The following is a 25,190-nucleotide window of genomic DNA, read 5'->3' as shown; positions in this document are numbered from 1 at the left end:
AAACCACCCAAGGGCCCCTCTTTGAGCTGAGCCGGGGTCCGGGGCGGAGCCCCGAGCACGAAAGCCGCCGCGTCAACACAAACGCAACCCACCACAAAAGCCACCGCGTCAACACAAACCGGCAGCCGACGGGCCGCTACCCCTGCCCCACCGCAGGCAACGGCCCACTCGCATACCGCGTCACGCACAACCCACTCGAGTCGTAGTCGCTGGCAAACTCCAGCACCGACTCCCCATTCCCAGCCACAACCAGAGCCGGATGGTAATTCGGACAGTTCACATCCCGAGCGGAAGGCACCGGCACAGGAGCCGGAGCCTCGTACCACTCCCCAGCCCCACCCCGGTCGTTGATGAACAACCGAGCCCCGTTCAAGGAATCGACCTTCCCGGAAGGGTGCATCAGCATCTGCCCGGTCAACACCAACCGCCCACCAGGCCCGAGCGCAATCGAAGGCGTGTGCGCAAAGTACCGCCCCTCCCGACTACGCAAAGGCGTACCAGGGAAATCCGGCGAACCCCAGTCCCACCCGTCAGCAGAGGTCCGGAAGAACGACGAACAGAAGTACTGATCCCGCTGCCCGCAAATCTCATAGGTCATGAAGTACGACCCACCGGGCAACCGCCGCACGTGCGCCATCCCCGGCCGATACCCACGCGGCTGCACGGCGACCGTGTAAGTCTTCGCCGACCACGAGACACCGTCGACCGAGAACGTCCGGGACAGCACCTGGCTGTGCGTCCGCCAGTCCTCCTCGTCGGCGAAGTGGCACACCAGGCGACCCGAAGCGTCCACGGACAACTCCGGCTCCCAGATGCCACCGGAAGAAGAGGCGCACGTCGACAAGAAGGACCACGACGAGCCGCCGTCGAGCGAACGCCACACGCGCAACGACATGCCGACGTCCTTGAACCCGGTGCTGCCCGCCCACAGCAACGTCCCCGCAGGCAACGCACCCACGCGAGAAGGCAACTCGTAGATGTGCGCACAACACATCGACGAAGCAGCGGCCTCGGGATCAGTGAACTTCGCGACCAGCTTGAAGGAGCGCCGTCCGCGGTAGATCTGTGTCTCCCGCCAGTTGTTCACGCTCACCACGACGTCACCGGCGAACCGGCCGTGAGCCAGCCGGATGGCGTGCGGGTAGCGGGACTCCCCGCCACTCAACGGTTTCGCGGACGCGGCGGACGCCGGAGGCGCGAGGAGCAGCAGCACCAGAGCGATGATCATGCAGCGCACGCGCAGCAACGTAGGGCCGATCCGGACACAACGGACGCGCTGACACGCCCGAAGTAACCCGACCGGTGGCTGCGTCACCGGGACGCAGGGGGAACGCTCGAAGGCGATGATGCGGCAGAAGCACCTCAACCAAGCGCTGATGCGCATTCCGAGGCGTGCGGAAAGCACGGACAGGTACACGCTCGCGTCAACGTACGTCGCGGCGGGCAGCTTCGCGGCGATGCTGCACTCGGCCGACCACCAGATCCTGTACGGGCGCCGCGGCACCGGGAAGACGCACGCGTTGCACTTCCTCAGCGACCTGGTCGAACGCACCGGCGACGTGGCCGTCTACCTCGACCTGCGCACCATCGGCTCGGCCGGCGGCATGTACGGCGACGTCGCCGTCAGCGCTTCGACCAGGGGGACGCATCTGCTCGTCGACACGCTCGAGGCGGTGCACGAGGAACTGCTGACGGCCGCGTCCGAACGCGACATCGGGGACGAGACGAAACTGCTCGAAGCGCTCGACACGCTGGCCGAGGCCGCGACCGTCGTCGAGGTCGTCGGACAGGTCGAACAGGAGACGCGCGTCGGCGGCTCGGCGTCGACCGAACACGGTATCGAGCTCAGTCACCGGCCGAAGGCCGGGTTGAGCAGCCGGGAGACGTTCAGCGCGGAGAGTCGCACCCGGCGCACCGGCGTCGAACGGCACCACATCGTGTTCGGGCCGCTGAGCCGAGCGCTCCGGGGAATCACGCGGGCGCTGGGACAGCGGCGGTTGTGGCTGCTGCTGGACGAGTGGAGCTCGATTCCGCTGGACCTGCAGCCGTTGCTCGCGGATCTGTTGCGCCGCAGCGTGCTGCCGACCGCGGGCATCACCGTGAAGATCGCGGCCATCGAACGCCGGTCGCGGTTCAGTGAGCCCGGCGCGGCGGGCGACTACGTCGGCATCGAGGTCGGCGCCGACGCGGCGAGTGCCGTCAGCCTCGACGACTTCCTCATGTTCGATCAGCAGCGCAGCGGCGCCCGCGAGTTCTTCGCCGAGCTGTTCTTCAACCACGCGTCGTCGCGGCTACCGTCGGTGGTCGGCAAGCCGGCGAGCGCGGAGGCGTTCGTCGAAGACCTGTTCCGCCGCAACGCGTTCAACGAGCTCGTCCGCGCCGCCGAGGGGGTGCCGCGCGATGCGATCAACATCGCCGCGCTCGCCGCGCAGCACGCGCACAACGAGCCGATCGCGATGGCCGACGTCCGGCGTGCCGCGCGCGACTGGTACATGCGCGACAAGCAGACCGCGATCAGCGAGAACTCCTCGGCGAGGCACATGTTGCGGCTGCTAGTCGACGAGGTCGTCGGTCGCCGGCGGTCCCGCACGTTCGTCGTCGACCAACTGGCCTGCATGCGGCACGAGACGATCGACGAGCTGTACGACGCGCGGCTGCTGCACGTGCTCAAGCGAGGCATCGTCGACCACAAGACGCCCGGCACGCTGTACGACGGGTTCGCCATCGACTACGGCTGCTACGTCTCGCTGCTGATCGACGGCGAGCTCAGCTCGCGGCCGCGTGACAAGGGCGGCTGGCTCGCCTCGCCGAAGTCCGTGCCGCCGGACGGGTTCAGTCTGACGCGTGAAGCGCTGGACCTGACGAAACTGGGGCCGCCGTGACGCGGAGACCGGGCAGGTCGGTGATCACGATCCGCCGGTAGCAGCGTTCCACGAGACCGCGGTTCTCCATGTCCTGCAACGCCTTCTCCGCGGTGCGCAACGCCACCCCGGCGAGCCCGCTCACCTCGGACTGGCTCAGCGGCACCTCGCCGAACCGCTCGGCCACGTCGAGCAGCACTCGCGCGACCCGCACCGACGGCGGGCACGTCAACCCGTCGGCGTGCCGCAGCTGCGCCTGGTGCAGGCGCGCGGCGAGCGATCGCGCGACCTCGACGCACGCGTCCGGGTGGCGGTGCAGGAACCGCAGCAGCTGTTCGGAGTGGATCAGCCTGGCCTGCAGCGGAACGCAGGCGACCACGTCCACGCGGGGCCGGTGCTCGATCAGGTCCCCCGTGCCGAGCACGGCGACCGGCACGTCGTCCACGACCTGCGTCGCGACGCCGCCGAGCAGCAGTACCGCGTGCCTGGCCCACTCCCCTGACCGGAACACCACCTGCCGGGCCCGGTAACCGATCGGTGTCCCCAACCCCAGCAACGCCACCCGCGCCTGGCCGTTCAGCCTGCTCAACAGGCTGGTGGCGGGCCACGCCGCGCACATCACCACCGTCATGGGTCCCAGTGCGCCACATCTCGCGCGGCCAAACCCCGTAATAGGACGGGATCAGGGTGGATCCACGCCCGCGGCGGCGCACAACGCCACCAGGTCGCGCACGACCGTGCAGCGGTACCTGGTCTCGATCACGCCTCTGCGGCGCAGCTCGGCCAGTGCTTTGTGGATGGTCGGCTCGGCGGCGCCCACCAGGGCCGCGAGCTCCGGCTGGGTGAGTTCGAGGTCGATCATCAGGCCGTCGGCGGTGTCGCGGCCGTACCGCGCGGCCAGCTCGACCAGGACGCGGGCCAGGCGGACCTTCACCTCGAGGCCCGCGAAGTCGATTCGCCGTCGCGTGGCCCAGCGGAGCTTCTGACCGACGTTGCGAGCGACGGCGAGCGCGATCTCGGCGTGTTCGGCCAGACAACGACGGAAGTCGGCCTGCGTGATCACGCGGCCGTGAACCCGGCCGACGGTCGTGACGTCCGCCGAGCGCGGCTGGTCGTCGAGGCTGCCCAGCTCGCCGACGATCTCGCCGCCGACCCGGATGGCCAGGAGGGCGAGCCTGCCCTCCTGGGTGGTGGCCGTGACTTTCACGAAGCCGTCGACCAGCAGGATCACGTGCGTGGAGCGTTCACCCTCGCGGAGCAGCACGTGATGGGAGCCGAACATAACCGGCGTGCCCAGCTCCAGGACGACCGCCTGCATCTTCGGCGACAGACCGGCGAGCAGGCTGCCGCGCGGCCAGGCCTCAGAGTCGAGTGACGAAGGCACGCCAAGACGCCTCCGAGAAGCCGAGCTCGGGTCCAGCGGCGTTCTTGGAGTCCCGCACGTGCACAGCGTCTGCGAACGCGACCTCCAGGCATTCGCTGTCTTCGCTGCTACCGCTGCTGTAGCTGCTCTTACGCCAAACGAAGTCCTGTGGCATTGAGGCCCTCTCGCGATCGGCTGACGAGATCCGTCAGCAGGCTCCGCGATTGTCCCTCACCCAACGCCACGGTATCCAGCCGCTCGAAGATCGCCTTACACCGGTTGATTGCCGCCTCGTCCTGCGCGAACACCTTGGCGAGATCACTCTCGCTGAATGCCACAGGGTTAGCCTTCTCGTACTGCCAGAGCACGTAACTTGCATTGAGGGCGCCTGCAGGTCCGCTGGAGAGCGGCACGATGCGGATCGAATGCGTGTGGTGCATCAGCCTGCAGTACTGCTCCTCCATCAAGCGATGGCCGCCAACCCTCATCCGCAGAGCCAACTCATGCACGAAGAAGGTGCATGCGGGCCGATCGTGGCGCTGCAGGATCGCCTGCCGGTCCATCCGGAAGCGGACGGCCCTCTCGATCTTGTCGAGAGGCACCCCGTTGCGGCACCTGAACAACTCGCGCGCATAGTCCTCTGTCTGCAACAGGCCAGGGATCGCCACCATGTAGAAACCGGTGATCTTGTTGGCCGTCGCCTCAGCCATCGACATCGTGCGCAGGTTCTCGGGCACCTGCACGAAGTAGCTGTCGAAGGCGTTGCGGTAGCGGTTCAGGAAGTCGTCGATGAACTCGCGGTCCTTGCCGCAGGCAGTGAGGTACTGCACGAGGTCGATCTCGCTCGCGCGCACCTTGCCGTTCTCGACGTTGGAGATCTTGCTCTGGTCCCACCCGACGAGGTGTCCCATCCACCGGCCGGTGAACTTGGTGTGCGTCTCCCGCAGGCGCCGCAGCTCGTCACCGAGATCCCGGCTGTACGCGGTGGAAGGTATACAAGTCATGGGGCGAAGCTAGGTCATGGACCGGGTCCAAACCCTTTCCCCAATCGGGTGGGATTAAGCCTTTACCAGGAACTCCGCGCGTTCATCGGTCAACAGTGCGGCCACCATCGACGCCAGGCCCGGCTGCTTCTTCAGGTCCGGGTCGTCGTCCACGAACTCCTGCGCCTCCACCCGTGAGGCAGCAATAACGTCCACGTCCTCCAGCAGCGACAGCATCTTCAACGCCGACCGCTTGCCGGACTGCGCGGCCCCGAGGATGTCGCCCTCGCGGCGCAACCGCAGGTCCAGCTCGGCGAGCTCGAAGCCGTCCAAAGTGGACTCGACCGCGCGCAGGCGTTCCATGGTCGTCGTCATCTCGGGCATGTCGGTGACGAGCAGGCACAGCCCCGGCGCGCTGCCCCGGCCGACGCGGCCGCGCAGCTGGTGCAGCTGGCTCACGCCGAAGCGGTCGGCGTCCATGATGGCCATGACGGTGGCGTTCGGGACGTTCACGCCGACCTCGACGACCGTCGTCGCCACGAGCACGTTCACCTCGTTCGCCGCGAAGGCGCGCATGACGGCGTCCTTCTCGTCCGACGGCATGCGGCCGTGCAGGATCTCGACGCGCAGCCCCTTCAACGGGCCCGCGACCAGCGCGTTCGCCACGTCGACGACCGACAGCGGCGGGCGCTTGTTCTCCGAGCCGTCCTCGGCCGGCGGTTCTTCCTCGTCGCTGTCGCCATTGTCGCCGTCGCCGATGCGCGGGCACACGAAGTACGCCTGATGCCCCTTGGCGACCTCCTCACGCACCCGCGCGAACGCCCGGTCCAGCCACGCGGGCTTGTCCTTGGCGGGCACCACGGACGTCTTGATCGGCGAGCGCCCCTGCGGCAGTTCGCGCAGCGCGGAGACCTCGAGGTCGCCGTAGACCGTCATCGCGACCGTGCGCGGGATCGGGGTCGCGGTCATCACCAGCACGTGCGGGTTCTCCTTGCCCGCACGGGCCCGCAGCGCGTCGCGTTGCTCGACGCCGAAGCGGTGCTGCTCGTCGACGACGACCAGCGCCAGCGAGTGGAACTCCACCTTCTCCTGGATGATCGCGTGCGTGCCGACGACGATGCCCGCCTCGCCGGTCATGATGTCCAGCAGCGCCTGCTTGCGTTGCGCCGTGTTCATCGAACCCGTCAGCAACGTCACGCGCGTCGCGTTCTCCGCGCCGCCCAGCTGACCCGCCTCCGCCAGGTCGCCGAGCATCTCGCGCAACGAGCGGGCGTGTTGTGCCGCAAGGACTTCCGTGGGGGCGAGCATCGCGGCCTGGCGGCCCGAGTCGACGACCTGGAGCATTGCTCTAAGAGCCACCATGGTTTTTCCCGAGCCGACTTCTCCTTGCAGGAGGCGGTTCATCGGGTGCGTCACGGTGATGTCGTGCGCGATCTGCTCGCCCACCTCGACCTGCCCGTTGGTGAGCTTGAACGGCAACCGCGCGTCGAACGCGTCGAGGATTCCGCCCTTCTTCGGGGCGCACGACGGAGCCGGTCGCGCACCGGCGGACTTGCGGCGCTGCGCCAGGGCGAGCTGGACGGCGAGCGCCTCGTCCCACTTCAACCGCTTGCGCGCGAGCGAGATCTCCGCCCAGCTCTCCGGGCGGTGGATCGCCCGCAACGCCTTCTCGAGCCCGATCAGCTCGTGGCGTTCGCGCAGCTCCTCCGGAAGCGGATCGGTGGCGACGCCGTCCCACACCTCCAGCAGCTGCTTGACGCAGTTCTCGATGTTCCACGTGTTGATCTGCTGCGACGCCGGGTAGACGGGCAGGAAGGCCTTCAGGAAGTCCGACCCCGACGAGTCCTCGGTGAGGATCTCGAAGGCCGGGTGCGCGAGCTGCAGCTTGTTGCGGAACTGACCGACCTTGCCCGCGAACATCGCCTTCGTGCCGGGCAGCAGCTCCTTCTCCGCCGAGTGCGCCGGGCCGCCGAAGAAGACGAGGTGCAGTTCGCTAGTGCCGTCCGTGATGACCGCCTCGGTCATGTGCCCGTGCCGGCTCTTCATCCGCCGCTTGGTGCACTTATTGACCTTGGCCTGCACGGTGACGTGCTCGTCGAGCTCCAGCGACGCGATCTCGGTGAGCTTGCCGCGCTCGTCGTAGCGACGCGGGTAGTGGCGCAGCAGGTCGCCGACCGTCGTGATGCCGAGGCCGGTCTCCAGTGCGTCGGCGCTCTTCTTGCCGAGCAACGGCTGCAGCTTGTCGTCGAAGGAGATCATCGCTGCCTTTGTACTACTCGACACCGACAAAAATCACGGCGTCCGGCTGGCCACCCGGATACGCGGTCACTTCCACCTCCGGATGGGTGACCCGCAGATGGTCCTCCAACACGTCGACGAGGCCCTCTGGGCACGCCTCGCCCAGGATCAGCGTGACCAGTTCGCCACCGCCGGCGAGCATCCGGTCGACGAGCCGGCACGCGAGGTCGCTGAGGTTCTCCGGCGACGGCGGTCCCGGCTCGATGAGCACGACCTCGCCGTCGAGCATGCCGAGCAGGTCACCGGGCTGGCAGCGGCCGACCCACGTGATGGCCTCGTTCTCGGACACGCTGAGCTCGCCGCGCCGGGTGGCGGCCGAGGCCTCGGCCATCGCGACGACGTCGTCGCCCGCGCGCCGGTTCGGGTCGTGCACGGCGAGTGCGGCCAGCGCCTGCACCGGTGAGGCCGTCGGCACGACGACGACGTCCTGACCGGCCGCGCCCGCGTAGGCGACGGCCTCGTCGAGCTCGTCGCGCACGTCCGGGTCGCCGGGCAGGATCGCGACGTGCCGCGCCCGCGTGCCGACGATGGCGCTGAGCAGGTCGTTCGCCGTGATGTCGTGCGCGAGGTCGACGACGGCGGCGCCCTCGGCGCGGAACAGGTCGACCGCACCGCTGGCCAGCACGAGGATCGCGCGGTCCTTCACGAACCGGGACGCCTGCGCCTCGATCTGGTCCGCGAACCGCTGCACGGTGATCCGATGCGGCCGCCCGGCCCGCACGCCGCTCTCGACGGCCGCGCCGATGTCGTTGCAGTGCACGTGCACGGTCCACAGCCCGGCGCCGTCCCCGACGACCGAGACGCAGTCGCCGAGCTGGCACAGGTCGCGCTTGAGCTGCTCGGTGTCGTCCGCGCCGTCGAGCAGGTACATGACCTCGTACTCGAACTCGGTGGACCCGGCCTCGCGCGCGGTGGTCAGGCTCTCGATGGTCCTGGGCACGACGCTCTGCGGCGGTGTCTCGACCTCCGTGCCGGTCACGACGGCGGCCAGTGTGTCCAACAACACAACGAGGCCCCGCCCACCTGCGTCGACCACCCCGGCCTTGGCCAGCACGGCGAGCTGGCGCGGTGTCTCGGCCAGGGCCTTGGCGGCCGCCTTGGCCGCGACCACGACGATCTGGTCGAGGTCGTCCGTGTCGGTCTCGTTGGCGGCCTCGGCGGTCGCGTGAAGCACGCTGAGGACGGTTCCCGCGACAGGGTTGGAGACGGCGGCCGTGGCCAGCTCGTCGGCCCTGGTGAGCGCTTTCTTCAACGCCGTGCCGGTGACCTCGTTGGTGTTCTGAACGGCCTCCGCGAGGCCTCTGAGCACCTGCGACAGGATCACGCCCGAGTTGCCGCGCGCTCCCTGCAGCGCCCCCTTGGCCAGCGCGGACAGCGCCTCGCCGACCGTGGTCAGGGGCGCCCGGAGCAGAGCGTCCAAGGCGGACTGCATCGTGTGCAGCAGGTTCGTCCCCGTGTCACCGTCGGGGACGGGGAAGACGTTGATCTGGTCGATGGCCTCACGATTCGCGTCCAAGGACCGGACGCACGCGTCCGCCCACCGCCGCACCGCCACCGCATCCAGATCGTGCATGGCGGGGAGAGTATCCACCCGGTTTGGTCTGCGTGGAGGCCACCGGCTACCCTTGCTGGGTTGCCGTGCCCGGTTGAGGCTTGTGCACGCTTGCGCGCCCACCGGGGCGTGAGACACCAGCAATCTTTATGAAGGAGTGGCTGACGTGGCTGCCGTGTGCGACGTCTGTGGCAAGGGGCCGGGCTTCGGCCATTCGGTTTCGCACTCCCAGCGGAAGACGAACCGCCGCTGGAACCCGAACATCCAGTCCGTGCGCGCGAAGGTCTCGTCCTCGCAGCGCCAGCGGCTGAACGTGTGCACCTCGTGCCTGAAGGCCGGCAAGGTCGTTCGCGGCTGAGGCCAGTGCCTAAGACGTGAGAAGCCCGGCTTCGGCCGGGCTTTTTGCTTTCCGGACCATGATCAGGCAGGCGATCCCGGTCACGATCGCGCCCGCGCCGCCGATCGCGAACACCCATCGCGGGCCCATGACCAGCATCAACAGGCCACCGGCCGCCGTGCCGAGCAGGTTGGCCGCGTTCGTCACCGAGCTGACCGCCGCGAACACGCGTCCGCGCATCTCGTCGGGCGTGCGCATGCGGACCAGCGCCTTCTCCGTGACGTTGTCGATGCCGTTGCAGGTGCCACCGAGCAGCCAGCCGATCGCGCTCGCGGCCACGTGCGGCACGGCCGCCGGGATGCAGACCGCGACACCGATGCCCACTCCCGCCCAGCCCAGCCAGCTCGTGACCTGGTGCTCGGTCCTGAGTCGCGCCGCGATGCGGTTGCCCGCGATGACACCGACCATCCAGCACGACTGCAGCGCGCCCAGCGTGAACTCGTCGCCGTTGAGCACGTACCGGACGTAGGCCGGGTCTGCGACGTTGATCACCACGATGCAGCCGATGAACATCGCCAGGCCGCTGATGCCCGCCAGGAGGACCTTGTCCGTGCGGACATGCCGGATACCCGCCAGCGCACTCGGACGCTGCTCGTGGTCGCCCCGGCGTTCGGCTCTGACGAGCGTCAGGATCAGGGCGTAGATCACGAACGTGCCGCCGTCGATGAGCATGGCCGGGCCGTACCCGACCTGACCGGCGAGCAGTGCGCCTCCCGTGGCGCCCGTGAGCAGACCCAGGCTGCGGCCGGTGCCCATCCAGGCGTAGGCCCTGGTCGAGTTCTCCTCGCCCGCGACGTGCGGAATCAGAGCCGACATCGCGGGCGCAGTGATCGCCCGGCCGCAGCCCGAGACGAACACCAGGGCCAGGACGAGGACCGGGTTGCCCACGACCGCGGCGATCACGGCCGTTGCGGCGCCCTGGGCCAGGAGCGTCAGGATGATCAGCCTGCGGTTGGGGAACCGGTCGACCAGCCAGCCCGCGACCGGGGCGCCCAGTGCGATCGGCAGCAGTTCGGCGATCAGGACGCCCGCGACGAGCAGCGGGCTGATCGGCGTCGCCCACAGCAGCAGGACGATCATCGTGATCGCGTTGCCGAACTCGGTCACCACAGCGCCGCTGACGACCAGCGACAGGTCGCGCTTCCCCCACATGTCCAGCGACGCTACTGACGAGCGCCACCGGACCACATTGGATTTCGCGGGCGGTGAACTACGGGAGCTTCCAGTCGATCGGCTCCGCGCCCTGCTTCTCCAGCAGTTCGTTGGCGCGGCTGAACGGCCGTGACCCGAAGAACCCGGCGTGGGCGGACAGCGGCGACGGGTGCGCGGACTCGATGCACGGCAACGGGTCCAGGAGCGGACGCAGGTTGCGCGCGTTGCGGCCCCACAGGATCGACACGAGCGGCGCGTCCCGCGCGGCGAGCGCACGGATCGCCTGCTCCGTCACCTCTTCCCAGCCCTTGCCCTGGTGCGCGTTGGGCTTGCCGGGCTGGACGGTCAGCGCCCTGTTCAGCAACAGCACGCCGCGCTCGGACCACGGGGTGAGATCTCCGTTGGCGGGCAACGGATGCCCGAGATCCTTGGCGTACTCGTTGAAGATGTTGACCAAGGACTTCGGCAGCGGCCGGACCTCGGGCGCCACCGAGAACGACAGGCCGACGGCGTGGCCGGGCGTCGGGTACGGGTCCTGGCCCACGATCAGCACGCGCACCTGGTGGAACGGCTGCTTGAACGCCCGCAGCACGTTCTCGCCGGCCGGCAGGTAGGTGCGGCCCGCGGCGACCTCGGCGCGCAGGAACTCGCCCATGGCCGTGATGCGGTCTTCGACCGGGGCAAGTGCTTCCGCCCAGCCGGGGTCGACGATCTCAGCGAGAGGTTTTGCCACGGCGGAGAACCCTACTCAGTCGAGCCTGCGCAATCCCGAGCGGTACACCTCAATGTTGGAGACGTATTTCTCGACGATGAAACTCCACGCCTTTTCCGGCACGACATGGCCTTCGCGCACCCGCGCGGGCACGCCCAGGGCCATCGAGCGTTCGGGCAGACGTCCGTCGAACGACATCACGGCGCCGGCGCCGAGGATGGCGCCGTTGCCGACGATGGAACCGTTGAGCACCACCGAACCCGACGCGATCAGGCAGTCGTCGCCAATGGTGGCGCCCTCGATGTGCACGTTGTGGCCGATCACGCAGGACGAGCCGATGTGCACCGGGTGCACCTCGGTGCAGTGGATCACCGTGCCGTCCTGGACGCTGGTGCGCTCGCCGATCTCGATGCGCCCGTAGTCGCCGCGCAGCACGGCCTGTGGCCATACCGAGGAGAACGCGCCGATCCGCACGTCACCGATGACGGTCGCATCCGGGTGCACATAGGCCTCCGGATGGATCTGCGGTTCGTACTCCCCGAGTGCATAGATGGCCATACGGCGAACCTACAGGTCCTTGCCGTAACAAACGCTTTCCGGTTCGTCCTTGTACACACCGAACTTCTCGATCTCGGCGTATCCGCTGGACTCGTAGAGGCCGATCGCCTCGGGCTGCTTGGTGCCGGTCTCGAGGATCATCCGCGAGTGACCCGCGTTTTTCGCGGTCGCCTCGAGGTGCGCGAGGAACGTGCGAGAGAGCCCGCGTCCCTGGAAGGCTTCGACGACGTACATGCGTTTGATCTCGGCCGCGCCCATCTCGGGCCGGGCGCGCCAGCCGCCGCACGCGATGGGGACCTCGTCGAGGTAGCCGACCGCGAAGTAGCCGTTCGGCGCGGCGAACTGGGCGGGGTCGACGGGCGTGACGTCCTCACTGCCGTAGCGGACGACGAACACCTGCTGAAGCTCCGCGATGAGCTTCGCCGAGTCTGGATGGTTATACGCTCTCTCGTATAGTTCCACATCCACCAGTCTACGTCCGCCAGTGCTCCCAGCCAGGAGGTTTTTCGTAGATCCGGCCGTCGACGGTCACGCCGCTGCCCGCCCGCACGGTGCCGATGGTCGTCCAGTCCTCGGGCACGGCCTTCGGGCCGGGGAACGTGGCCGCCAGCGCGTGATCCTCGCCACCGGTCAACGTCCAGTGGCGCGCGTCCGCGCCGAGCGCCGACGCGACGTCCAGCAGACGCGGGTGCACCTGGAGCAGCTCGGTGCGGATGTCGATCGCGACGCCCGAGGCTTCCGCGATGTGGCCGAGGTCGGCGAGCAGCCCGTCGCTCACGTCGATCATGGACGTCGCGCCCGCCGCGGCCGCCTGCGGGCCGGCCGGGTACGGCGGTTCGGGCGTGCGCTGCGCGGCGACGATGCCCACGGGAGAGCGGAACCCGCGGCTGAGCACAGCCAGTCCGGCCGCCGCCCAGCCGAGCCTCCCGCACACCGCGACGACGTCGCCGATGAGCGCACCGGACCGCGTGACGGGCTCCAGACCGTTCATGTCCCCCAAAGCGGTGATGGAGATCACCAACGTCGCCGAGCTCACCATGTCCCCGCCGACGACGCCCGCGCCGGCGACCGCGGCCTCCGCCCAGAGGCCGGACATGATGCCGTCCACGACCGTCGCCGGGGTGTCCGGCGGGCACGCGAAACCGACGAGCAAGGCGGACGGCAGCGCGCCCATCGCGACGATGTCCGCGAGGTTCACGGCGGCCGCTTTCCGGCCCACCTGCTCGGGAGTAGACCAGTCGAGTCTGAAGTGGACACCCTCGACGAGCACGTCAGTGGAGGCCACGACCCGCCCGTCCGGCACGGCGACGATGGCCGCGTCGTCACCGGGGCCGAGCAGCGTGGTGGGGGGCTGCGCCCGACCGGTCGTCACCCGGTGGATGAGATGGAACTCACCCACATCGGCGACCGTCTCCGCGTCGTGCGGCGGCTCCGGACGCAAAGTTGCCTCCCAATCTGAGCATTCGGAACCCCAACTGGGGTACGTTGCGTGACACGTTCCTACCCCGACCAAACCTGTCGCGACGAAGGGGCACGCCGTGGTGCACGCATACATCCTCATCCAGACCGAGGTCGGCAAGGCCGCTGCAGTCGCCTCCGAAATCTCCGGCATCGCCGGGGTCACGACGGCCGAGGACGTCACCGGCCCGTACGACGTCATCGTCCGCGCCGAGGCCGACACCGTCGACCAGCTGGGCCAGCTCGTGGTCGCCCGCATCCAGAACGTGGAGGGCATCACCCGGACACTGACCTGCCCGGTGGTGCACCTCTAGCCCGTGCTGTCATAGCCGGGTGACACAGGAATCCACTTCGGTGCTGTCCCGGCCGCTGATCGCCGTAGCGGTCGGGCTCGCCGTGCTGCTCGCCGCCGGTGTCGCCGCGCTCGGACTCGTACTCGGAACCTCTTCGACTCCGCCGTCGGACGAGGCCGGCCGCTCGGGCCCACTGGCGCTGGTGACGGTCGACGCGCCCGCCGCCGCCTCACCGGAGTGCACGACACTGGTCGACAAGCTCCCGGTCGGCCTGCCGTCCGGTAAGGACATGCTGCCGCGCCGGGAGATCGCCTCCCCCGCGCCGGTCGGTGCCGTCGCCTGGGGTGACGCTCAACACGATCCGGTCGTGCTGCGGTGCGGGCTGAACCGTCCTTCGGAGCTGTCGCCGACGTCCGAGCTGCGCGTGATCTCGGACGTGACTTGGCTTGTCGTCGACGGGTCCGGTGCGGCTACCTGGTACGTGGTCGACCGGCCCGTGTACGTGGCGTTGACCGTGCCGGGCGACGCGGGGACGGGTCCGCTGCAGGACGTGTCGACGACGATCCGCGACCTGCTGCCGAAGGCGCCCGTCAAGACGACGCCGTAACCCCAAGATCCACAAGGTCGGCTTGGCCTCCGGCCCCCGGTATCCAGCGTATCGCCGGGGTCCGACAATCCCGCGAGTCGTACGTTCCCGCCCCGCGAGTCGTACGTTCCCGACCCATGAGCCGTACGTTCCCGACCCACGAGCCGTACATTCCCGACCCACGAGCCGTACATTCCCGACCGTTGCATGGGGGGAGCTTTCCAAGCGGTCAGCGCTTGGAAAGCTCCCCCCATAGCAACTCAGCGCAGGCCCGTGCCCCGAGCGAGTGCCGTGTCGATCAACGTGGTGAGCAACGTCGCATAGTCCACGCCCGTCTCCGCCCACATCCGCGGGTACATGGAGATCGGCGTGAAGCCGGGCATGGTGTTCACCTCGTTGATCACCAGCTCACCCGCGTCGCTGACGAAGAAGTCCACCCTGGACAGTCCCTGGCAGTCGAGCGCGTGGAACGCCGTGACCGCCATGGCGCGCAGCTGCGCGGTGAGCTCGTCGTCGAGCTTCGCCGGGATGTCGAACTCGCAGACGTCGTCGAGGTACTTGGCGTCGAAGTCGTACCAGTCGACGCCCTCGCCGACGATCCGCAGCTCGGCGGGCAGCGACGCCTCGACCCGGCCGTCGGGGAACTCCAGCACGCCGCACTCGATCTCGCGGCCGGTCACGGCCGCCTCGATGATGACCTTGGGGTCGGTCTGGCGGGCGTAGGCGATGGCGGCGTCGAGGTCCGCCCAGTCCTTGACCTTCGAGATGCCGACCGACGAACCGGCGCGCGCGGGCTTCACGAAGACCGGCAGCCCCAGGCGTGAGCGCTCGTCCAGCGACAACGTCGACGAAGTGCGTTCCAGCACCGAGAAGGTGCCGACCGGCAGGCCCGCGGCCGCGAGGACGCGCTTGGCGAACGCCTTGTCCATCGCCATCGCGCTGGCGAGGACGCCGGGGCCGACGTAGGGCAGGTTCGCGAGCTCCAGCAGGCCCTGGATGGTGCCGTCCTCGCCCCACGCGCCGTGCAGCACCGGGAAGACGACGTCGACGTCCGTCAGGGCGGTGCCCGGCTCGACCGGGGTCAGCTCGCCGAGCGAGCGGACCGTCGGGAGGTTTCGGCCGCCCATCTCCAGCGCCTTGGTGTCACCCGATCCGAGTACCCAGCCGCCTTCCGGGGTGATGCCGACCGGCACCACCTCGAACCGGTCCCGGTCCAGGTGGGACAGCACGCTCCCCGCCGACACGCACGAGATCGTGTGCTCGGAGCTGCGGCCGCCGAACACCACGGCGACCCTCGTCTTGCGCTGCGTCCCATCCGTCATAGCGCCCGACCCTACCCGGATGGGCTAACGGGTCCCTACGGGCAGCGCTTCCACAACAGGCGGTACACGGTCGGCAATGACCCGTCGGAGCTGCCCATTCCGAGATAGCTGGTGGTCTTCGGGTCCGAGGTCCCCGCGCTCATCCCGAGCTCAATCGTGACGACAAGGTTGCGCGGTGTATCGCACGACGGTTCCCTCGGGGTGTCGTCGGTGATCTCCCAGTCGTCGCTGAACGGTCCGGGGAACCGCCGGGGCATACCGGGCAGGCCTGGCGAGCCCTGGAAATAGTGCTGCGGGCGAGCCGTCCCGACCGCGCCCCGCTCGATCTGGCCCCAGCCGCGGTAGACGGCGCGCTCGATGCCGAGCTCGTATCCGCCCGTGGCACGCATGCGCAGGTTGAACGTGCACGACCTGCGCGCGTCTCCCGGCCGGGCGAGCTTGCCGGCCGCGGCGACCATCTCCTCGAGGTTGAGGGTGAACGCGGTGTTGTCCGGCGAGACGGCGACCACGGCGCTGCCACGTGGACAGCCGGTGCCGTTGACGGTGACGACGTCGATCGTGACCTTCTCACCCGGAGGGACGACCGTCGCCAGCACGATCGCGATTGTTGCCAGCACGTGCATGACAGGCCTTTCTGAGTCATGCGACGGCACCGAAAAGACTATGACCGCAGCAGCTCCACCAGTACCGGCAAAGCGGCTATCAGCTGCTCACGCGAACAGGCGCTGTACCCCACGGCCATGCCATGCACCTTGGGCCGGTTCACGTGGTGCCTGCCGAGCCCGTCCAGCCGCAGCCCGCGGTTCTCGGCGGCCTTGAGCAGCCGCTGCTCGGTCTCCGCGTCCGGCACCGGCACGACGATGTGCGCGCCCGCGTCGTCGCCGAGCACCTTGATGCCCGCGTCGGTGAACGCCTCGACGAGCAGCGCTCGGCGTTCGGACAGCTCGCGGCGCAGCTTTCGCAGGTGCCGCCCGAGATCGCCGTTGCGCGCCAGCTCGACGAGTACCCGCTGGCCCGCCGCGGCCGGACTGGTGCCGGTGCGGTCGCGGTGGCCGAGGACCTGGGCGGCGATCGGTTCGGGCGCCACCATCCAGCCCGTGCCGAGCGTGGGCGTGAGGATCTTCGACGTCGTGCCGAGGTGTACGACGACGTCCGGCGCCAGCGCGGCGAGCAACGGCAACGGCGCGACGTCGTAGCGCAGCTCGCCGTCGTAGTCGTCCTCGATGACGAGCCAGCCGTCGCGCCGGGCGCGTTCGACGAGAGCCACCCGCCGGCCCGCCGACATGCGGCCGCCGAGTGGGTACTGGTGTGCCGGCGAGCAGTAGACGGCGCGCACACCGGGCGGTACGGCCTCGACGAGCAGGCCCTCCTCGTCGACCAACGCGGGCAGCACCTTCAGACCGGCGGCCTTGAACGTCGACACGGCACGCTGGTAGCCGGGTTCCTCCACGGCGATCTTGTCGCCGCGCTGCAACACGGCGGCTGCCAGCTCGGTCAGCGCGGCGGTGGTGCCGCCGGTGGCGAGGACGGGGTCGTCGCCGAGTGCGAGGCCGCGGTGGCGCAGCAGGTGTTCCGCGATCGCCTCCCGGTACTCGGGCAGGCCCGCGCGGAACGGCCGGGACAGCGGCGCGACGTCGGCCGCCGCCCGCCACGCCCGGCGCCACGCGGCACGGTCCAGGCCGCCCGCCCACGGCGCGCCCGGCGCGAGGTCGACGATCTCGGGCTCCTCGGCCGGTTGTGACTGCTTGCGGGTTCGTTTGCGCAATACGCCAGGCGGAGTTGTGGTGACGTACGTGCCGGAGCCGTGGCGACCCGCGATCCAGCCCTCCGCGTGCAGCTGCTCGTACGCGGCGGCGGTGACCGTGCGACTCACGCTGAGGCGGTCGGCCAGCGCGCGGGTCGACGGCAGGCGGTCGCCGCTGCGCAACCGCCCGTCGGCCGCGGCGCTGCGCAGGGCGTCCGCGAGCTGGACGGCCAGCGGTTCGGCGGACTCGCGGTCGAGCGTGATCGGCAGCTCCACAAGTGGCCTTCTCAACTAGCGCGAAATTGGCTATTTCAGGATGCCACTTCTCACCGGAAAGTGATACCCATGACGACACTCTCACCCACCGCACGCAGCACGGTCCAGCGCGGCAAGCATCGTGCCGTCACCGAACGCTCGAGGCTCTACGAGATCCTCGACGCCGGGCTCATCTGCCACCTCGCGGTCGAAGTCGATGGTGCCCCCGTGGTGCTGCCGACGGCCTACGGCCGACACGGCAACACCCTCTACCTGCATGGTTCCACGGGCGCGCGGTCGTTGCGCGAGCTGATCGCCGGGAAGCCGGTCTGCGTCGCCGTCACGCTGGTCGACGGGGTCGTCTACTCGCGGTCGGTGTTCCACCACTCGATGAACTACCGCAGCGCGGTCGTTCACGGCACCGCCGAGCTCGCGGAGGACGTCGAGCTCGGGCTGCGCGCGATCGTCGACCACGTGTCGCCGGGATCCTGGGATTACGCCCGCAACCCCAACAAGAAGGAGATCGCCAAGACCGCGGTGCTGGCGATCGACCTGACCGAGGCTTCCGTGAAGGTGCGCGAGGGTGGTCCCGGTGAGGAGCCCGAGGACCTCGCCGCCGACGCCGTGTGGGCCGGCGTGCTGCCGCTGCACACGACGTGGGGGTCACCGATCTCCGACGACGCGACCAGCCACGACGTGCCCGCGCACGTCAGCGAACGGGGCCGGTGACCGGGTCGTACCGGTAGGCGTTCATCGCCCGCGTGCCGTGGCGGTACACGTGGATGGAGATCGCGGGGTCCGTGCCGTCGTTGCGCACCTGGTGCACGTAGCCGGGCCCCCACACGCGCGACTGACCCTCCACGAGCTGGTGCACGACCTGGATCCGGGTGGTCACCACCTCGGTCAGCACGCCGCTGACCACGGTGAACGCCCCGGTCGTCTGGGCGTGGTCATGCAGGGTCGCGGTCTGGCCGGGCAGCCAGCTCATGAGCCAGATCTCCTGGTCGTCGGTCTTCTCGATCAACGTGGAGAAGCGCTCTTCGGGGTCGTAGCGCAGCAGGTGCTTCCACCGGTCACGGTCGAGCGCGACCTGCAGCGCGACCCGCACCGGGTGCACGGCGACAGCGGACGAAGGCAGAGCAACGGTGTTCTCAGGCACGGCGAACATCGGAGAAAGTCCTTACCAAGGGGTGATGAGCAACGAAGGCGGGGCTATCACCAGGCAGGACAGAGCGCGCTACAGACCAGACGGAGGTCGATGTGACCCCGTCCGTCGATCATCGCGCGAAAAGACACGAGACAAATGCTCCCGAAGACCCGGCGACGGGTCAATCCGATCCCAGAGCGTGGGACAGGGCCCGGAGCACATCGGCCACCAGGTCGGCCGGGTCCTCGCACCCCGCGGAGAACCGGCACAGGCCCTCGGGAACCGGATCCCCCCACTGCGCCCGCCGGTCGAGCGACGAGTGCAGCCCGCCGAACGACGTCGCCGCCGCCACCAACTCCGAGGCCGCGAGGAACCGATCAACAGCGGCGACCGAGGGCAGTTCGAACGTCAGCACGCCGTTGAAGCGCCGCATCTGCTGAGCCGCGAGCAGGTAGGCGGGATCCTCGGGAGCTCCCGGCCAGCGCAGCCCGGACACCTTCCCGGACATTGCCTCGTACAACGCAGCGGCGTTCTGAGCCTGACGCGCGAGCCGAAGGTCCAAAGTGCCGAGTCCGCGATGCGCGAGCCATGCCTCGAACGGACCGGGGATCGCACCCGACAACGTCCGCTCGTCGCGCAACCGTTCAGCCAGCGAGGCGTCCACAACGGACACGTGCCCGAGCACGACATCGGAATGCCCGGCGACCGCCTTGGTGTCCGACGCCACCACGATGTCCGCGCCGAGCTCCAACGGCCGCTGCCCCAACGGCGTCGCGGTCGTGTTGTCCACCGCCACCAGTGCCCCCGCGGCATGAGCCTCGGCAGCAAGCGAAGCGATGTCGCAGACGTTCAGACCGGGGTTGGACGGCGACTCGAGCAACACCAGCCGCACACCGTCGAAAGACGGATATGGCCCGGCGGTCGGAACCTCCACAACGGAGTAGGTGGAAGCCAGCCGGCGCGTCAGGAAGTACCCGTCCGACGGCAGCACGAGAGTGTCCCCTGTGGACAGCAGGACGCGGAACAACGCCGAGATCGCCGCCATCCCGGACGGGAACAGCACGCACTCGCCACCGTCCAAAGAGCCCAGTGCGGACTCCAGGTCACGCCAGGTCGCGTTGTGCGGACGGCCATAGGTGTCCTCACCGCCCAACCGGTACACCGAGGCCGCCAGTGGCGACCCCGGCGACGAAGGTCCGGTGTGGACGACCCGTGTGCCATCCCCCAGCGTCACTGACGCTCGGCCTTGCGCTCCCGCCCCAGCAGTGCCGCACCGAGGTCGCGTGCGGACAGACCGTCGTGGCACACCATGTGCACGCCGTCGGTGATCGGCATGTCCACGCCGACCTGAGCGGCGAGCGAGCGGATCGACGAGCACGACTTCACGCCCTCGGCGACCTGGCCGTGCGTCGCCTCCTGCGCCTGCGCGAGCGACTCGCCACGCCCCAGGCGCTCACCGAACGAACGGTTGCGGGACAACGGCGACGCGCACGTCGCGACGAGGTCACCGAGGCCGGCCAGTCCGGCGAACGTCAGCGGGTCCGCGCCGAGGGCGGCACCCAGCCGCGCGGTCTCGGCGAGGCCGCGCGTGATGATCGAGGCCATGGTGTTGTCGCCGAACCCGAGTCCGGCAGCCATGCCGCACGCCAGCGCGATCACGTTCTTGCACGCGCCGCCGAGCTCACAGCCGACGACGTCGGTGTTGGTGTACGGCCGGAAGTAGCTATTGGAGCACGCGTGCTGCAGGTCGACCGCGCGGTCGTGGTCCGTGCACGCGATGACGGTCGCGGTCGGCTGCTCGGCCGCGATCTCCTTGGCCAGGTTCGGACCGGACACGACGGCGACCTGTGACTCGTCGACGGCGGCGACCTCGCGGATCACCTCGCTCATCCGCTTCAACGTGCCCAGCTCGACGCCCTTGGCCAGTGAAACCAAAGTTGCGTCGGCGGGCAGCAGGTCCCGCCAGCCCGTCAGGTTCGCGCGCAACGTCTGCGACGGCACGGCCAGGATGACCGCCTGGGCGCCGTCCAGCGCCTTCGCGGGATCCGAGGTCGCGACGAGGTTCGCGGGCAACGAGACACCCGGCAGGTAGTCCGGGTTGGTGCGCGTGGCCGTGATCGCGGACGCGACCTCCTCGCGCCGGGCCCACAACGCCACATCCGGCCCGGAGTCCGCGACCACCTTCGCGAAGGTGGTGCCCCAGGAACCGGCGCCCAGCACCGCAACACGCTCAACGGCCATGGTCAGCTCTTCCTCGGGCTGTAGAAACCTTCGGGCGCCTGCTCCTCGCGGATCTCCGCGAGCAGCTCCTTCACCCTGTTCATCATCACGTTCGTCACCTCGCGCAGCAAGGTGATCGACTCCTCGCGCCCCCGGAACTCCGACAGGTCGATCGGCTCGCCCACCCGGTGCGTGATGGTCTTGCGCGGGAACGGCCGGAAGCGCTTCTCGTAGTGGTTGTAGAGGTCCAGCGTGCCCCAGCGCGCGACGGGGATCACCGGGACGTCGTGGTCGAGCGCGAGCCGGGCCACGCCGGTGCGCGAGTTCATCGGCCAGCCCGCCGGGTCCTTGGTGATCGTGCCCTCCGGGTAGATCACGATGGCCTGGCCCTCCTCGACCGCCCGGTTGGCCTCGAACAGGCTCTTCCGCGCGTCGGCGGTGCCCCGGTAGACCGGGATCTGCTTCGCGCCGCGCAGGATCGCGCCCATCACCGGCACGTTCCACAGGCTGTGCTTCGCGAAGAAGTGCGGCACCCGCCCGTTCTTGTGCACGAACACCGCGTCGTAGCACGGGTCCAGGTGGGAGATGTGGTTGATCACGATCAGCACCGGCCCGGTGCGTGGGATCCGGTCACCGTTCTGGATGCGGTGCCGTCCGAGCACGGCGGCCATCGGGTAGACGATCGCCGCGGCGACTCCGACCCAGAAACCACCCTTCTCCCTAGCCACGTGGTCACTCCTCCATACGCTGACGACCTGCGGCCACACTAGGCCATGTCCGACGGATCCTCGCCCGCGATAGTCGCGGCCGAGGGGCCCGGAGGCGGCACCGCCGAAGCGGCCGAATACGCCCGGTATGAGGCCACTTCGGCGGCACCGCCTCCGGACCGCTCGCCCGTGACTCTCATCGACCAGGATCCGTCGGACATGGCCTATCGGAGCATCAGGGAGTATGGCCACGTGCGCGACGAAGTGGACCTCGTGGTCCCGGTCAAAACGCTCGACCGGGCCAAAACCAGGCTGGCCGGTGCCACCGGTGATCCGGTGACCCACGCCGCCCTGGCGCTCGCCCTCGCCCTCGACACCGTGTCGGCGGCACTCCGGGCCGAGGGCGTGAGACGCGTGTTCGCCGTCACATCGGACCCGGCCGTGGCCGCCGAGATGGCCGCACTGGGCGTGGAGTCCATCCCGGAACCGCCCCAGCCAGGCCTCAACGCCGCCCTGCGTCACGGCGCACAAGCGCTCGGTTCACCGCGCGTGGGCGCACTGCAGGCGGACCTCCCCGCACTGCGACCCGAAGAGCTCGCCGCCGCCATCGAACTCGCCGGGCGACGGCGCGCGTTCGTCCCGGACCGCCAGAACACCGGCACGACCCTGCTGCTCGCGGCGCCGAACGCGGACCTCGACCCGCGGTTCGGCGAAGACAGCGCCGCAAAGCACGTTTCGAGTGGCGCAACGCCGCTGCTGGGGCCGTGGCCGACGCTGCGGTGCGATGTGGACACACCCGAGGATCTGCGCGTCGCGAGCGGTCTCGGATTAGGTGAGCAAACCTCAAAAGTGATCGTGATCTCAGCCACTAAATAACCAAACCGAGCAACTTCTCCTGCAGGGTCGGCACCTTTACGTCTGTACCCCGACTGCACCCTGCGAGGAGTTCCACGCACATGAGTTCCCTGACGCACGCCGACTACCTGGCGTTGCGCCGATTTCCTGCTCTGGACGGCCTGCGCGCGTTCGCCGCGGTGATGGTCGTGTTCTTCCACTACGGCGGCCCGGATTGGCTGCAGGGGTGGATTGGCGTCCAGATGTTCTTCGTGCTCAGCGGTTTCCTGATCACGACACTCATGCTGCGCGAAGAGCGGAGAACGGGCCGGATCTCGTTGCCGGAGTTCTATCTGCGCCGGGCGTTCCGCATTCTTCCGGTGTACTTCGTGTTGCTCGCCGTCACCGTCGCGGGCAGCCTCGCGGGCCTCTTCCACGACAACGGCGTGGGCAAGGCACTGCCGTACTACCTGACGTTCCTCAACGAGTTCGCGCCCGGCAACGCCTACGCGCAGTCCTGGTCGCTCGGCGTGGAGCAGAAGTTCTACCTGGTCTGGCCGCTGCTCGTGGTGCTCGTCGGCGTCGTGGCGATCAAGCGCCGCCTCTCGGTCGCGGCGCTCGGCATGATCGTCGCCGCCGCACTGGCCGGCTTCACGCTGACACATCCCAACGGCGGCTGGCCGATGCACTACTTCTCGATCCTCACCGGATGCGCGCTCGCACTGGTGATGCACAGCTCGCGCGGATTCGCTCTGCTGCGCCCGCTGACGAATCCCGTCGTCAGCGTGATCGTCTCAATTGGTTTCGTCGGGCTGCACCTCGCGGTGAAGCCGATCTGCGGTTTCCTCGGCTCGTTCGGCACAATCCCCGGTCACGTGCTGGTGATTCCGGTCTACAGCGCCGGTATGTTCCTGCTGCTGCCCGCGTTGATCGCGAACGGGCCGGTTCAGAAATTCCTGTCGATGCGCCCGCTGCAGTTTGTGGGCGAACGTTCGTACTCGCTCTATCTGGTGCAGACGATCTCCGCGACGGCGATCGCGCTCGCGGTGCCGGAACTTTCCGGGATATTTCAGGCGATCACGGTGACCGCACTCGGTCTGGTTCTCGCGAGCCTGCTCTACAAGACCGTCGAGGTGCCGATGATCTCCTACGGGCGACAGGTCATCGCCCGTAGGAGGGTCAGGCATCAGCAGCAGGCTTCGCCCTCGCCGCAGCCGCCTTCGCGATTGGCGACCATCGGGCAGGCCCAGCCGTAGTCGGGATCAGGGGCGAGCGGCAGGCGCTGCCGGCCGCCGTCCCTGACCTTCTCCTTGGCGTACGCCGTGGTGAGCGTGACGCCTACGCCGCTGTCCTGGGCCGCGTAGGCGTCCTTGGTCAGCGTCAGGATCTCCACGCCGCGCGCGAGGTCGGCGACGAACACGTTGTCCTTGTGCCAGTAGGGTGCCCACGAGACCGCCGCGTCCGGCCGCCAGTACGCGATCTGGATCGGCTTGGCCGGGTTGGAGATGTCGAGGAACCGCGTGCCCTGCTCGTACCAGGAGTAGGCGACGATCCGCTTGCTCACGTCGAAGTAGTGCGCGGAACACGTGACGTCACCGGGGATCGTGCCCTCCTGGTCGTCCGGGCTCCACACGCCGACGGTCTTCATCTCCTTGCCGGACCAGCCCTCGCCGTTCTCCGTGCCCTGCAACGACGAGATGACGAACCGGCCCTGGTCCTTGCAGGTGTTCGAGCCGAACGCCTCCTCGGTGTGCAGCACCAGGCTGCCCGCCGGGTTCTCGCGCGTCGGCTTCGGGCCGTCGCGCAGGGTCTTGCCGACCGGCCGGAACGAGTTGTGCGTGAACCGCGTCGGCATGTCGATCTTCGGCACGTTGCCGCCCGCATACGGCACCGGGTCGATCGCCGTGGCGCGGCGGTACTTCCCGGTCAGCGGATCCTTGTGCCACCCCTCGGTCCAGTAGCCGCGCGTGCCGTCGTCGCCGGCCACCCACGCGATGCCCTGTGCGTCGACCTGCACGTCGTGCGTGATCTTGCCTTCACCCTTGAGGCCGCGCTGGTCGAGGCCGACCGGCAGCTCCTTGGGGTTGCGCGGGTCGCGGATGTCGATGACGAAGATCCGGCCCGTCTTCGCGTCCGTGCGGTCACGACCGGCCGTCCACAGGAACTGGCAATCGTTGATGCACGTCGTCGTGTGGCCGGTGCTCTCCCGGTGGAACGTCAGCACCTTCAGGTCCGCCGGGTCGACCGCCGAGATGATGTACGTGCCCGTCGGCCGGTCGCCCGGCAGCGCGCGGCCGAACGAGTTCACCTCGCGCGCGAGGAACGCGAGCTTGCGCGTCGGGTCGACGTTGATGTCCTCGTTCTCCCAGAAGCGCTGCGACGGATCGTCGCCGGGCAGCGCCATCTCCTGCTTGGTCAGGTGGTCGAGGAACTTCGGGTTGTCCGCGTCGGTCACGTCGAACGTCTTGAGCCCGAACTCACCGCTGACGAACGCGACGTCCTTGCGCCCGTACTCGGCGAACGCGATCGAGATGGCCCGCTCGGTACCGGGCAGCACCGTGCGCAGCCGGACGTTCTTGGCCGCCGCCTGGAGTCGTGGCTTCTCGACCTTGTCCTGAGCGCCCTCGGCCGCCGCCGCCGAGGTGCCCTGAACGGTGAGTGCCAGCAACAGACTTGCTGTCAACGTTGCGAGAACCTTCATGAGCAGAGCGTGGCTTGGTCGTGCACGCGGCGACCACCCTCCGAAGG

General features: G+C 68.9%; 27 protein-coding genes. 7 read left to right on the top strand and 20 right to left on the bottom strand.

Translation table 11 applies throughout. The annotated features are described in order from the left end of the window. Positions 1 to 136: 136 nt before the first annotated feature. Positions 137 to 1,237: a glycoside hydrolase family protein gene (locus QSK35_RS38160; RefSeq protein ID WP_285752697.1), complete on the bottom strand. Its 1,101-nt coding sequence runs from the start codon at positions 1,235 to 1,237 to the stop codon at positions 137 to 139. A gap of 106 nt (positions 1,238 to 1,343) precedes the next feature. On the opposite strand from QSK35_RS38160, the gene QSK35_RS38155 reads away from it, so the two are divergent. Further along, the gene (locus tag QSK35_RS38155; RefSeq protein WP_285752695.1) at positions 1,344 to 2,882 is read left to right on the top strand and encodes a hypothetical protein; all 1,539 of its coding nucleotides are present in this window, start codon (positions 1,344 to 1,346) and stop codon (positions 2,880 to 2,882) included. Here the strand turns inward: QSK35_RS38155 and QSK35_RS38150 are convergent. Genes QSK35_RS38150 through QSK35_RS38125 form a run of 6 tightly spaced genes read right to left on the bottom strand, consistent with a single transcriptional unit; the run spans position 2,833 to position 9,078 of the window. Continuing rightward, positions 2,833 to 3,492 (bottom strand): Crp/Fnr family transcriptional regulator, encoded by a 660-nt coding sequence (locus QSK35_RS38150; RefSeq protein ID WP_285752693.1) that lies wholly within the window; start codon positions 3,490 to 3,492, stop codon positions 2,833 to 2,835. The genes QSK35_RS38155 and QSK35_RS38150 overlap by 50 nt on opposite strands. 51 nt (positions 3,493 to 3,543) lie before the next feature. Continuing rightward, positions 3,544 to 4,245: a Crp/Fnr family transcriptional regulator gene (locus QSK35_RS38145; RefSeq protein WP_285752691.1), complete on the bottom strand. Its 702-nt coding sequence runs from the start codon at positions 4,243 to 4,245 to the stop codon at positions 3,544 to 3,546. Beyond that, on the bottom strand, positions 4,223 to 4,399 hold the full coding sequence (locus QSK35_RS38140) for a DUF397 domain-containing protein (protein WP_285752689.1): 177 nt from the start codon (positions 4,397 to 4,399) through the stop codon (positions 4,223 to 4,225). The genes QSK35_RS38145 and QSK35_RS38140 overlap by 23 nt, the downstream gene beginning before the upstream one ends. After that, on the bottom strand, positions 4,374 to 5,228 hold the full coding sequence (locus QSK35_RS38135; protein WP_285752687.1) for a helix-turn-helix domain-containing protein: 855 nt from the start codon (positions 5,226 to 5,228) through the stop codon (positions 4,374 to 4,376). Before QSK35_RS38135 ends, QSK35_RS38140 begins: the two co-directional genes overlap by 26 nt. A 54-nt stretch (positions 5,229 to 5,282) precedes the next feature. Then, entirely contained in the window at positions 5,283 to 7,466 is a 2,184-nt protein-coding gene (gene recG / locus QSK35_RS38130; RefSeq protein WP_285752686.1) for an ATP-dependent DNA helicase RecG, read from the bottom strand. Between the two features lie 13 nt (positions 7,467 to 7,479). Next, the gene (locus tag QSK35_RS38125) at positions 7,480 to 9,078 is read right to left on the bottom strand and encodes a DAK2 domain-containing protein (protein WP_285752684.1); all 1,599 of its coding nucleotides are present in this window, start codon (positions 9,076 to 9,078) and stop codon (positions 7,480 to 7,482) included. A gap of 145 nt (positions 9,079 to 9,223) precedes the next feature. On the opposite strand from QSK35_RS38125, the gene rpmB reads away from it, so the two are divergent. Beyond that, a complete protein-coding gene (gene rpmB / locus QSK35_RS38120; protein ID WP_285752683.1) occupies positions 9,224 to 9,415 on the top strand; it encodes a 50S ribosomal protein L28 in 192 nt (63 codons plus the stop codon). A 9-nt stretch (positions 9,416 to 9,424) separates the two neighbouring features. Here rpmB and QSK35_RS38115 read toward each other — a convergent pair whose 3' ends face one another. From QSK35_RS38115 to QSK35_RS38095, 5 genes are read right to left on the bottom strand one after another with little or no spacing between them, the layout of a single operon-like run. Continuing rightward, complete coding sequence (locus QSK35_RS38115; RefSeq protein ID WP_285752682.1) at positions 9,425 to 10,606, bottom strand: MFS transporter; 1,182 nt, start codon at positions 10,604 to 10,606, stop codon at positions 9,425 to 9,427. Positions 10,607 to 10,664: 58 nt separating this feature from the next. Then, positions 10,665 to 11,339 carry a uracil-DNA glycosylase gene (locus QSK35_RS38110; RefSeq protein ID WP_285752680.1) on the bottom strand — a complete coding sequence of 225 codons (675 nt, stop codon included), beginning with the start codon at positions 11,337 to 11,339 and terminating at the stop codon, positions 10,665 to 10,667. A 15-nt stretch (positions 11,340 to 11,354) separates the two neighbouring features. After that, on the bottom strand, positions 11,355 to 11,876 hold the full coding sequence (locus tag QSK35_RS38105; RefSeq protein ID WP_285752678.1) for a gamma carbonic anhydrase family protein: 522 nt from the start codon (positions 11,874 to 11,876) through the stop codon (positions 11,355 to 11,357). 9 nt (positions 11,877 to 11,885) lie between these two features. Further along, positions 11,886 to 12,338: a GNAT family N-acetyltransferase gene (locus QSK35_RS38100; protein WP_285752676.1), complete on the bottom strand. Its 453-nt coding sequence runs from the start codon at positions 12,336 to 12,338 to the stop codon at positions 11,886 to 11,888. 10 nt (positions 12,339 to 12,348) lie between these two features. Then, positions 12,349 to 13,317: a thiamine-phosphate kinase gene (locus QSK35_RS38095; protein ID WP_285752674.1), complete on the bottom strand. Its 969-nt coding sequence runs from the start codon at positions 13,315 to 13,317 to the stop codon at positions 12,349 to 12,351. Between the two features lie 97 nt (positions 13,318 to 13,414). On the opposite strand from QSK35_RS38095, the gene QSK35_RS38090 reads away from it, so the two are divergent. Continuing rightward, the gene (locus QSK35_RS38090; RefSeq protein WP_146359910.1) at positions 13,415 to 13,648 is read left to right on the top strand and encodes an Lrp/AsnC ligand binding domain-containing protein; all 234 of its coding nucleotides are present in this window, start codon (positions 13,415 to 13,417) and stop codon (positions 13,646 to 13,648) included. Between the two features lie 19 nt (positions 13,649 to 13,667). Further along, complete coding sequence (locus QSK35_RS38085; RefSeq protein WP_285752671.1) at positions 13,668 to 14,234, top strand: DUF3515 domain-containing protein; 567 nt, start codon at positions 13,668 to 13,670, stop codon at positions 14,232 to 14,234. Between the two features lie 239 nt (positions 14,235 to 14,473). Here QSK35_RS38085 and QSK35_RS38080 read toward each other — a convergent pair whose 3' ends face one another. From QSK35_RS38080 to pdxR, 3 genes are read right to left on the bottom strand one after another with little or no spacing between them, the layout of a single operon-like run. After that, positions 14,474 to 15,535 carry a D-alanine--D-alanine ligase family protein gene (locus tag QSK35_RS38080; protein WP_285752669.1) on the bottom strand — a complete coding sequence of 354 codons (1,062 nt, stop codon included), beginning with the start codon at positions 15,533 to 15,535 and terminating at the stop codon, positions 14,474 to 14,476. 35 nt (positions 15,536 to 15,570) lie between these two features. Further along, on the bottom strand, positions 15,571 to 16,158 hold the full coding sequence (locus QSK35_RS38075; protein ID WP_285752667.1) for a DUF4360 domain-containing protein: 588 nt from the start codon (positions 16,156 to 16,158) through the stop codon (positions 15,571 to 15,573). A 38-nt stretch (positions 16,159 to 16,196) separates the two neighbouring features. Continuing rightward, positions 16,197 to 17,555 (bottom strand): MocR-like pyridoxine biosynthesis transcription factor PdxR, encoded by a 1,359-nt coding sequence (gene pdxR / locus QSK35_RS38070; RefSeq protein ID WP_285752665.1) that lies wholly within the window; start codon positions 17,553 to 17,555, stop codon positions 16,197 to 16,199. 69 nt (positions 17,556 to 17,624) lie between these two features. On the opposite strand from pdxR, the gene QSK35_RS38065 reads away from it, so the two are divergent. Further along, entirely contained in the window at positions 17,625 to 18,263 is a 639-nt protein-coding gene (locus QSK35_RS38065; RefSeq protein WP_285752663.1) for a pyridoxamine 5'-phosphate oxidase family protein, read from the top strand. On the opposite strand, the gene QSK35_RS38060 is transcribed toward QSK35_RS38065, so the two are convergent. The 4 genes from QSK35_RS38060 to QSK35_RS38045 all read right to left on the bottom strand — a co-directional run bounded on the left by QSK35_RS38060 (position 18,244) and on the right by QSK35_RS38045 (position 21,629). Then, entirely contained in the window at positions 18,244 to 18,702 is a 459-nt protein-coding gene (locus tag QSK35_RS38060; RefSeq protein ID WP_285752661.1) for a cysteine dioxygenase, read from the bottom strand. The genes QSK35_RS38065 and QSK35_RS38060 overlap by 20 nt on opposite strands. Positions 18,703 to 18,862: 160 nt before the next feature. Continuing rightward, a complete protein-coding gene (locus QSK35_RS38055; RefSeq protein WP_285752660.1) occupies positions 18,863 to 19,915 on the bottom strand; it encodes a cystathionine gamma-lyase in 1,053 nt (350 codons plus the stop codon). Beyond that, positions 19,912 to 20,922 carry an NAD(P)H-dependent glycerol-3-phosphate dehydrogenase gene (locus QSK35_RS38050; protein WP_285752659.1) on the bottom strand — a complete coding sequence of 337 codons (1,011 nt, stop codon included), beginning with the start codon at positions 20,920 to 20,922 and terminating at the stop codon, positions 19,912 to 19,914. Before QSK35_RS38050 ends, QSK35_RS38055 begins: the two co-directional genes overlap by 4 nt. A gap of 2 nt (positions 20,923 to 20,924) precedes the next feature. Further along, complete coding sequence (locus QSK35_RS38045) at positions 20,925 to 21,629, bottom strand: lysophospholipid acyltransferase family protein (RefSeq protein ID WP_285752658.1); 705 nt, start codon at positions 21,627 to 21,629, stop codon at positions 20,925 to 20,927. Positions 21,630 to 21,674: 45 nt separating this feature from the next. Between QSK35_RS38045 and cofC the strand changes: the two genes are divergently transcribed. Together cofC and QSK35_RS38035 are read left to right on the top strand one after the other, a co-directional pair. Further along, complete coding sequence (gene cofC / locus QSK35_RS38040) at positions 21,675 to 22,484, top strand: 2-phospho-L-lactate guanylyltransferase (protein WP_352244190.1); 810 nt, start codon at positions 21,675 to 21,677, stop codon at positions 22,482 to 22,484. 80 nt (positions 22,485 to 22,564) lie between these two features. Next, complete coding sequence (locus QSK35_RS38035; RefSeq protein WP_285752656.1) at positions 22,565 to 23,698, top strand: acyltransferase family protein; 1,134 nt, start codon at positions 22,565 to 22,567, stop codon at positions 23,696 to 23,698. On the opposite strand, the gene QSK35_RS38030 is transcribed toward QSK35_RS38035, so the two are convergent. Further along, positions 23,629 to 25,143 carry an LVIVD repeat-containing protein gene (locus tag QSK35_RS38030; RefSeq protein WP_285752654.1) on the bottom strand — a complete coding sequence of 505 codons (1,515 nt, stop codon included), beginning with the start codon at positions 25,141 to 25,143 and terminating at the stop codon, positions 23,629 to 23,631. The two genes, QSK35_RS38035 and QSK35_RS38030, sit on opposite strands and share 70 nt — an antisense overlap. Between the last annotated feature and the right edge of the window lie 47 nt (positions 25,144 to 25,190).

Source organism: Lentzea sp. NBRC 105346, from assembly GCF_030269605.1.
In the GTDB taxonomy this organism is placed as follows: Bacteria; Actinomycetota; Actinomycetes; order Mycobacteriales; family Pseudonocardiaceae; genus Lentzea.
The sequence above is the reverse complement of the archived record's forward strand: the minus strand, read 5'-3'. Positions and strand labels throughout refer to the sequence as shown.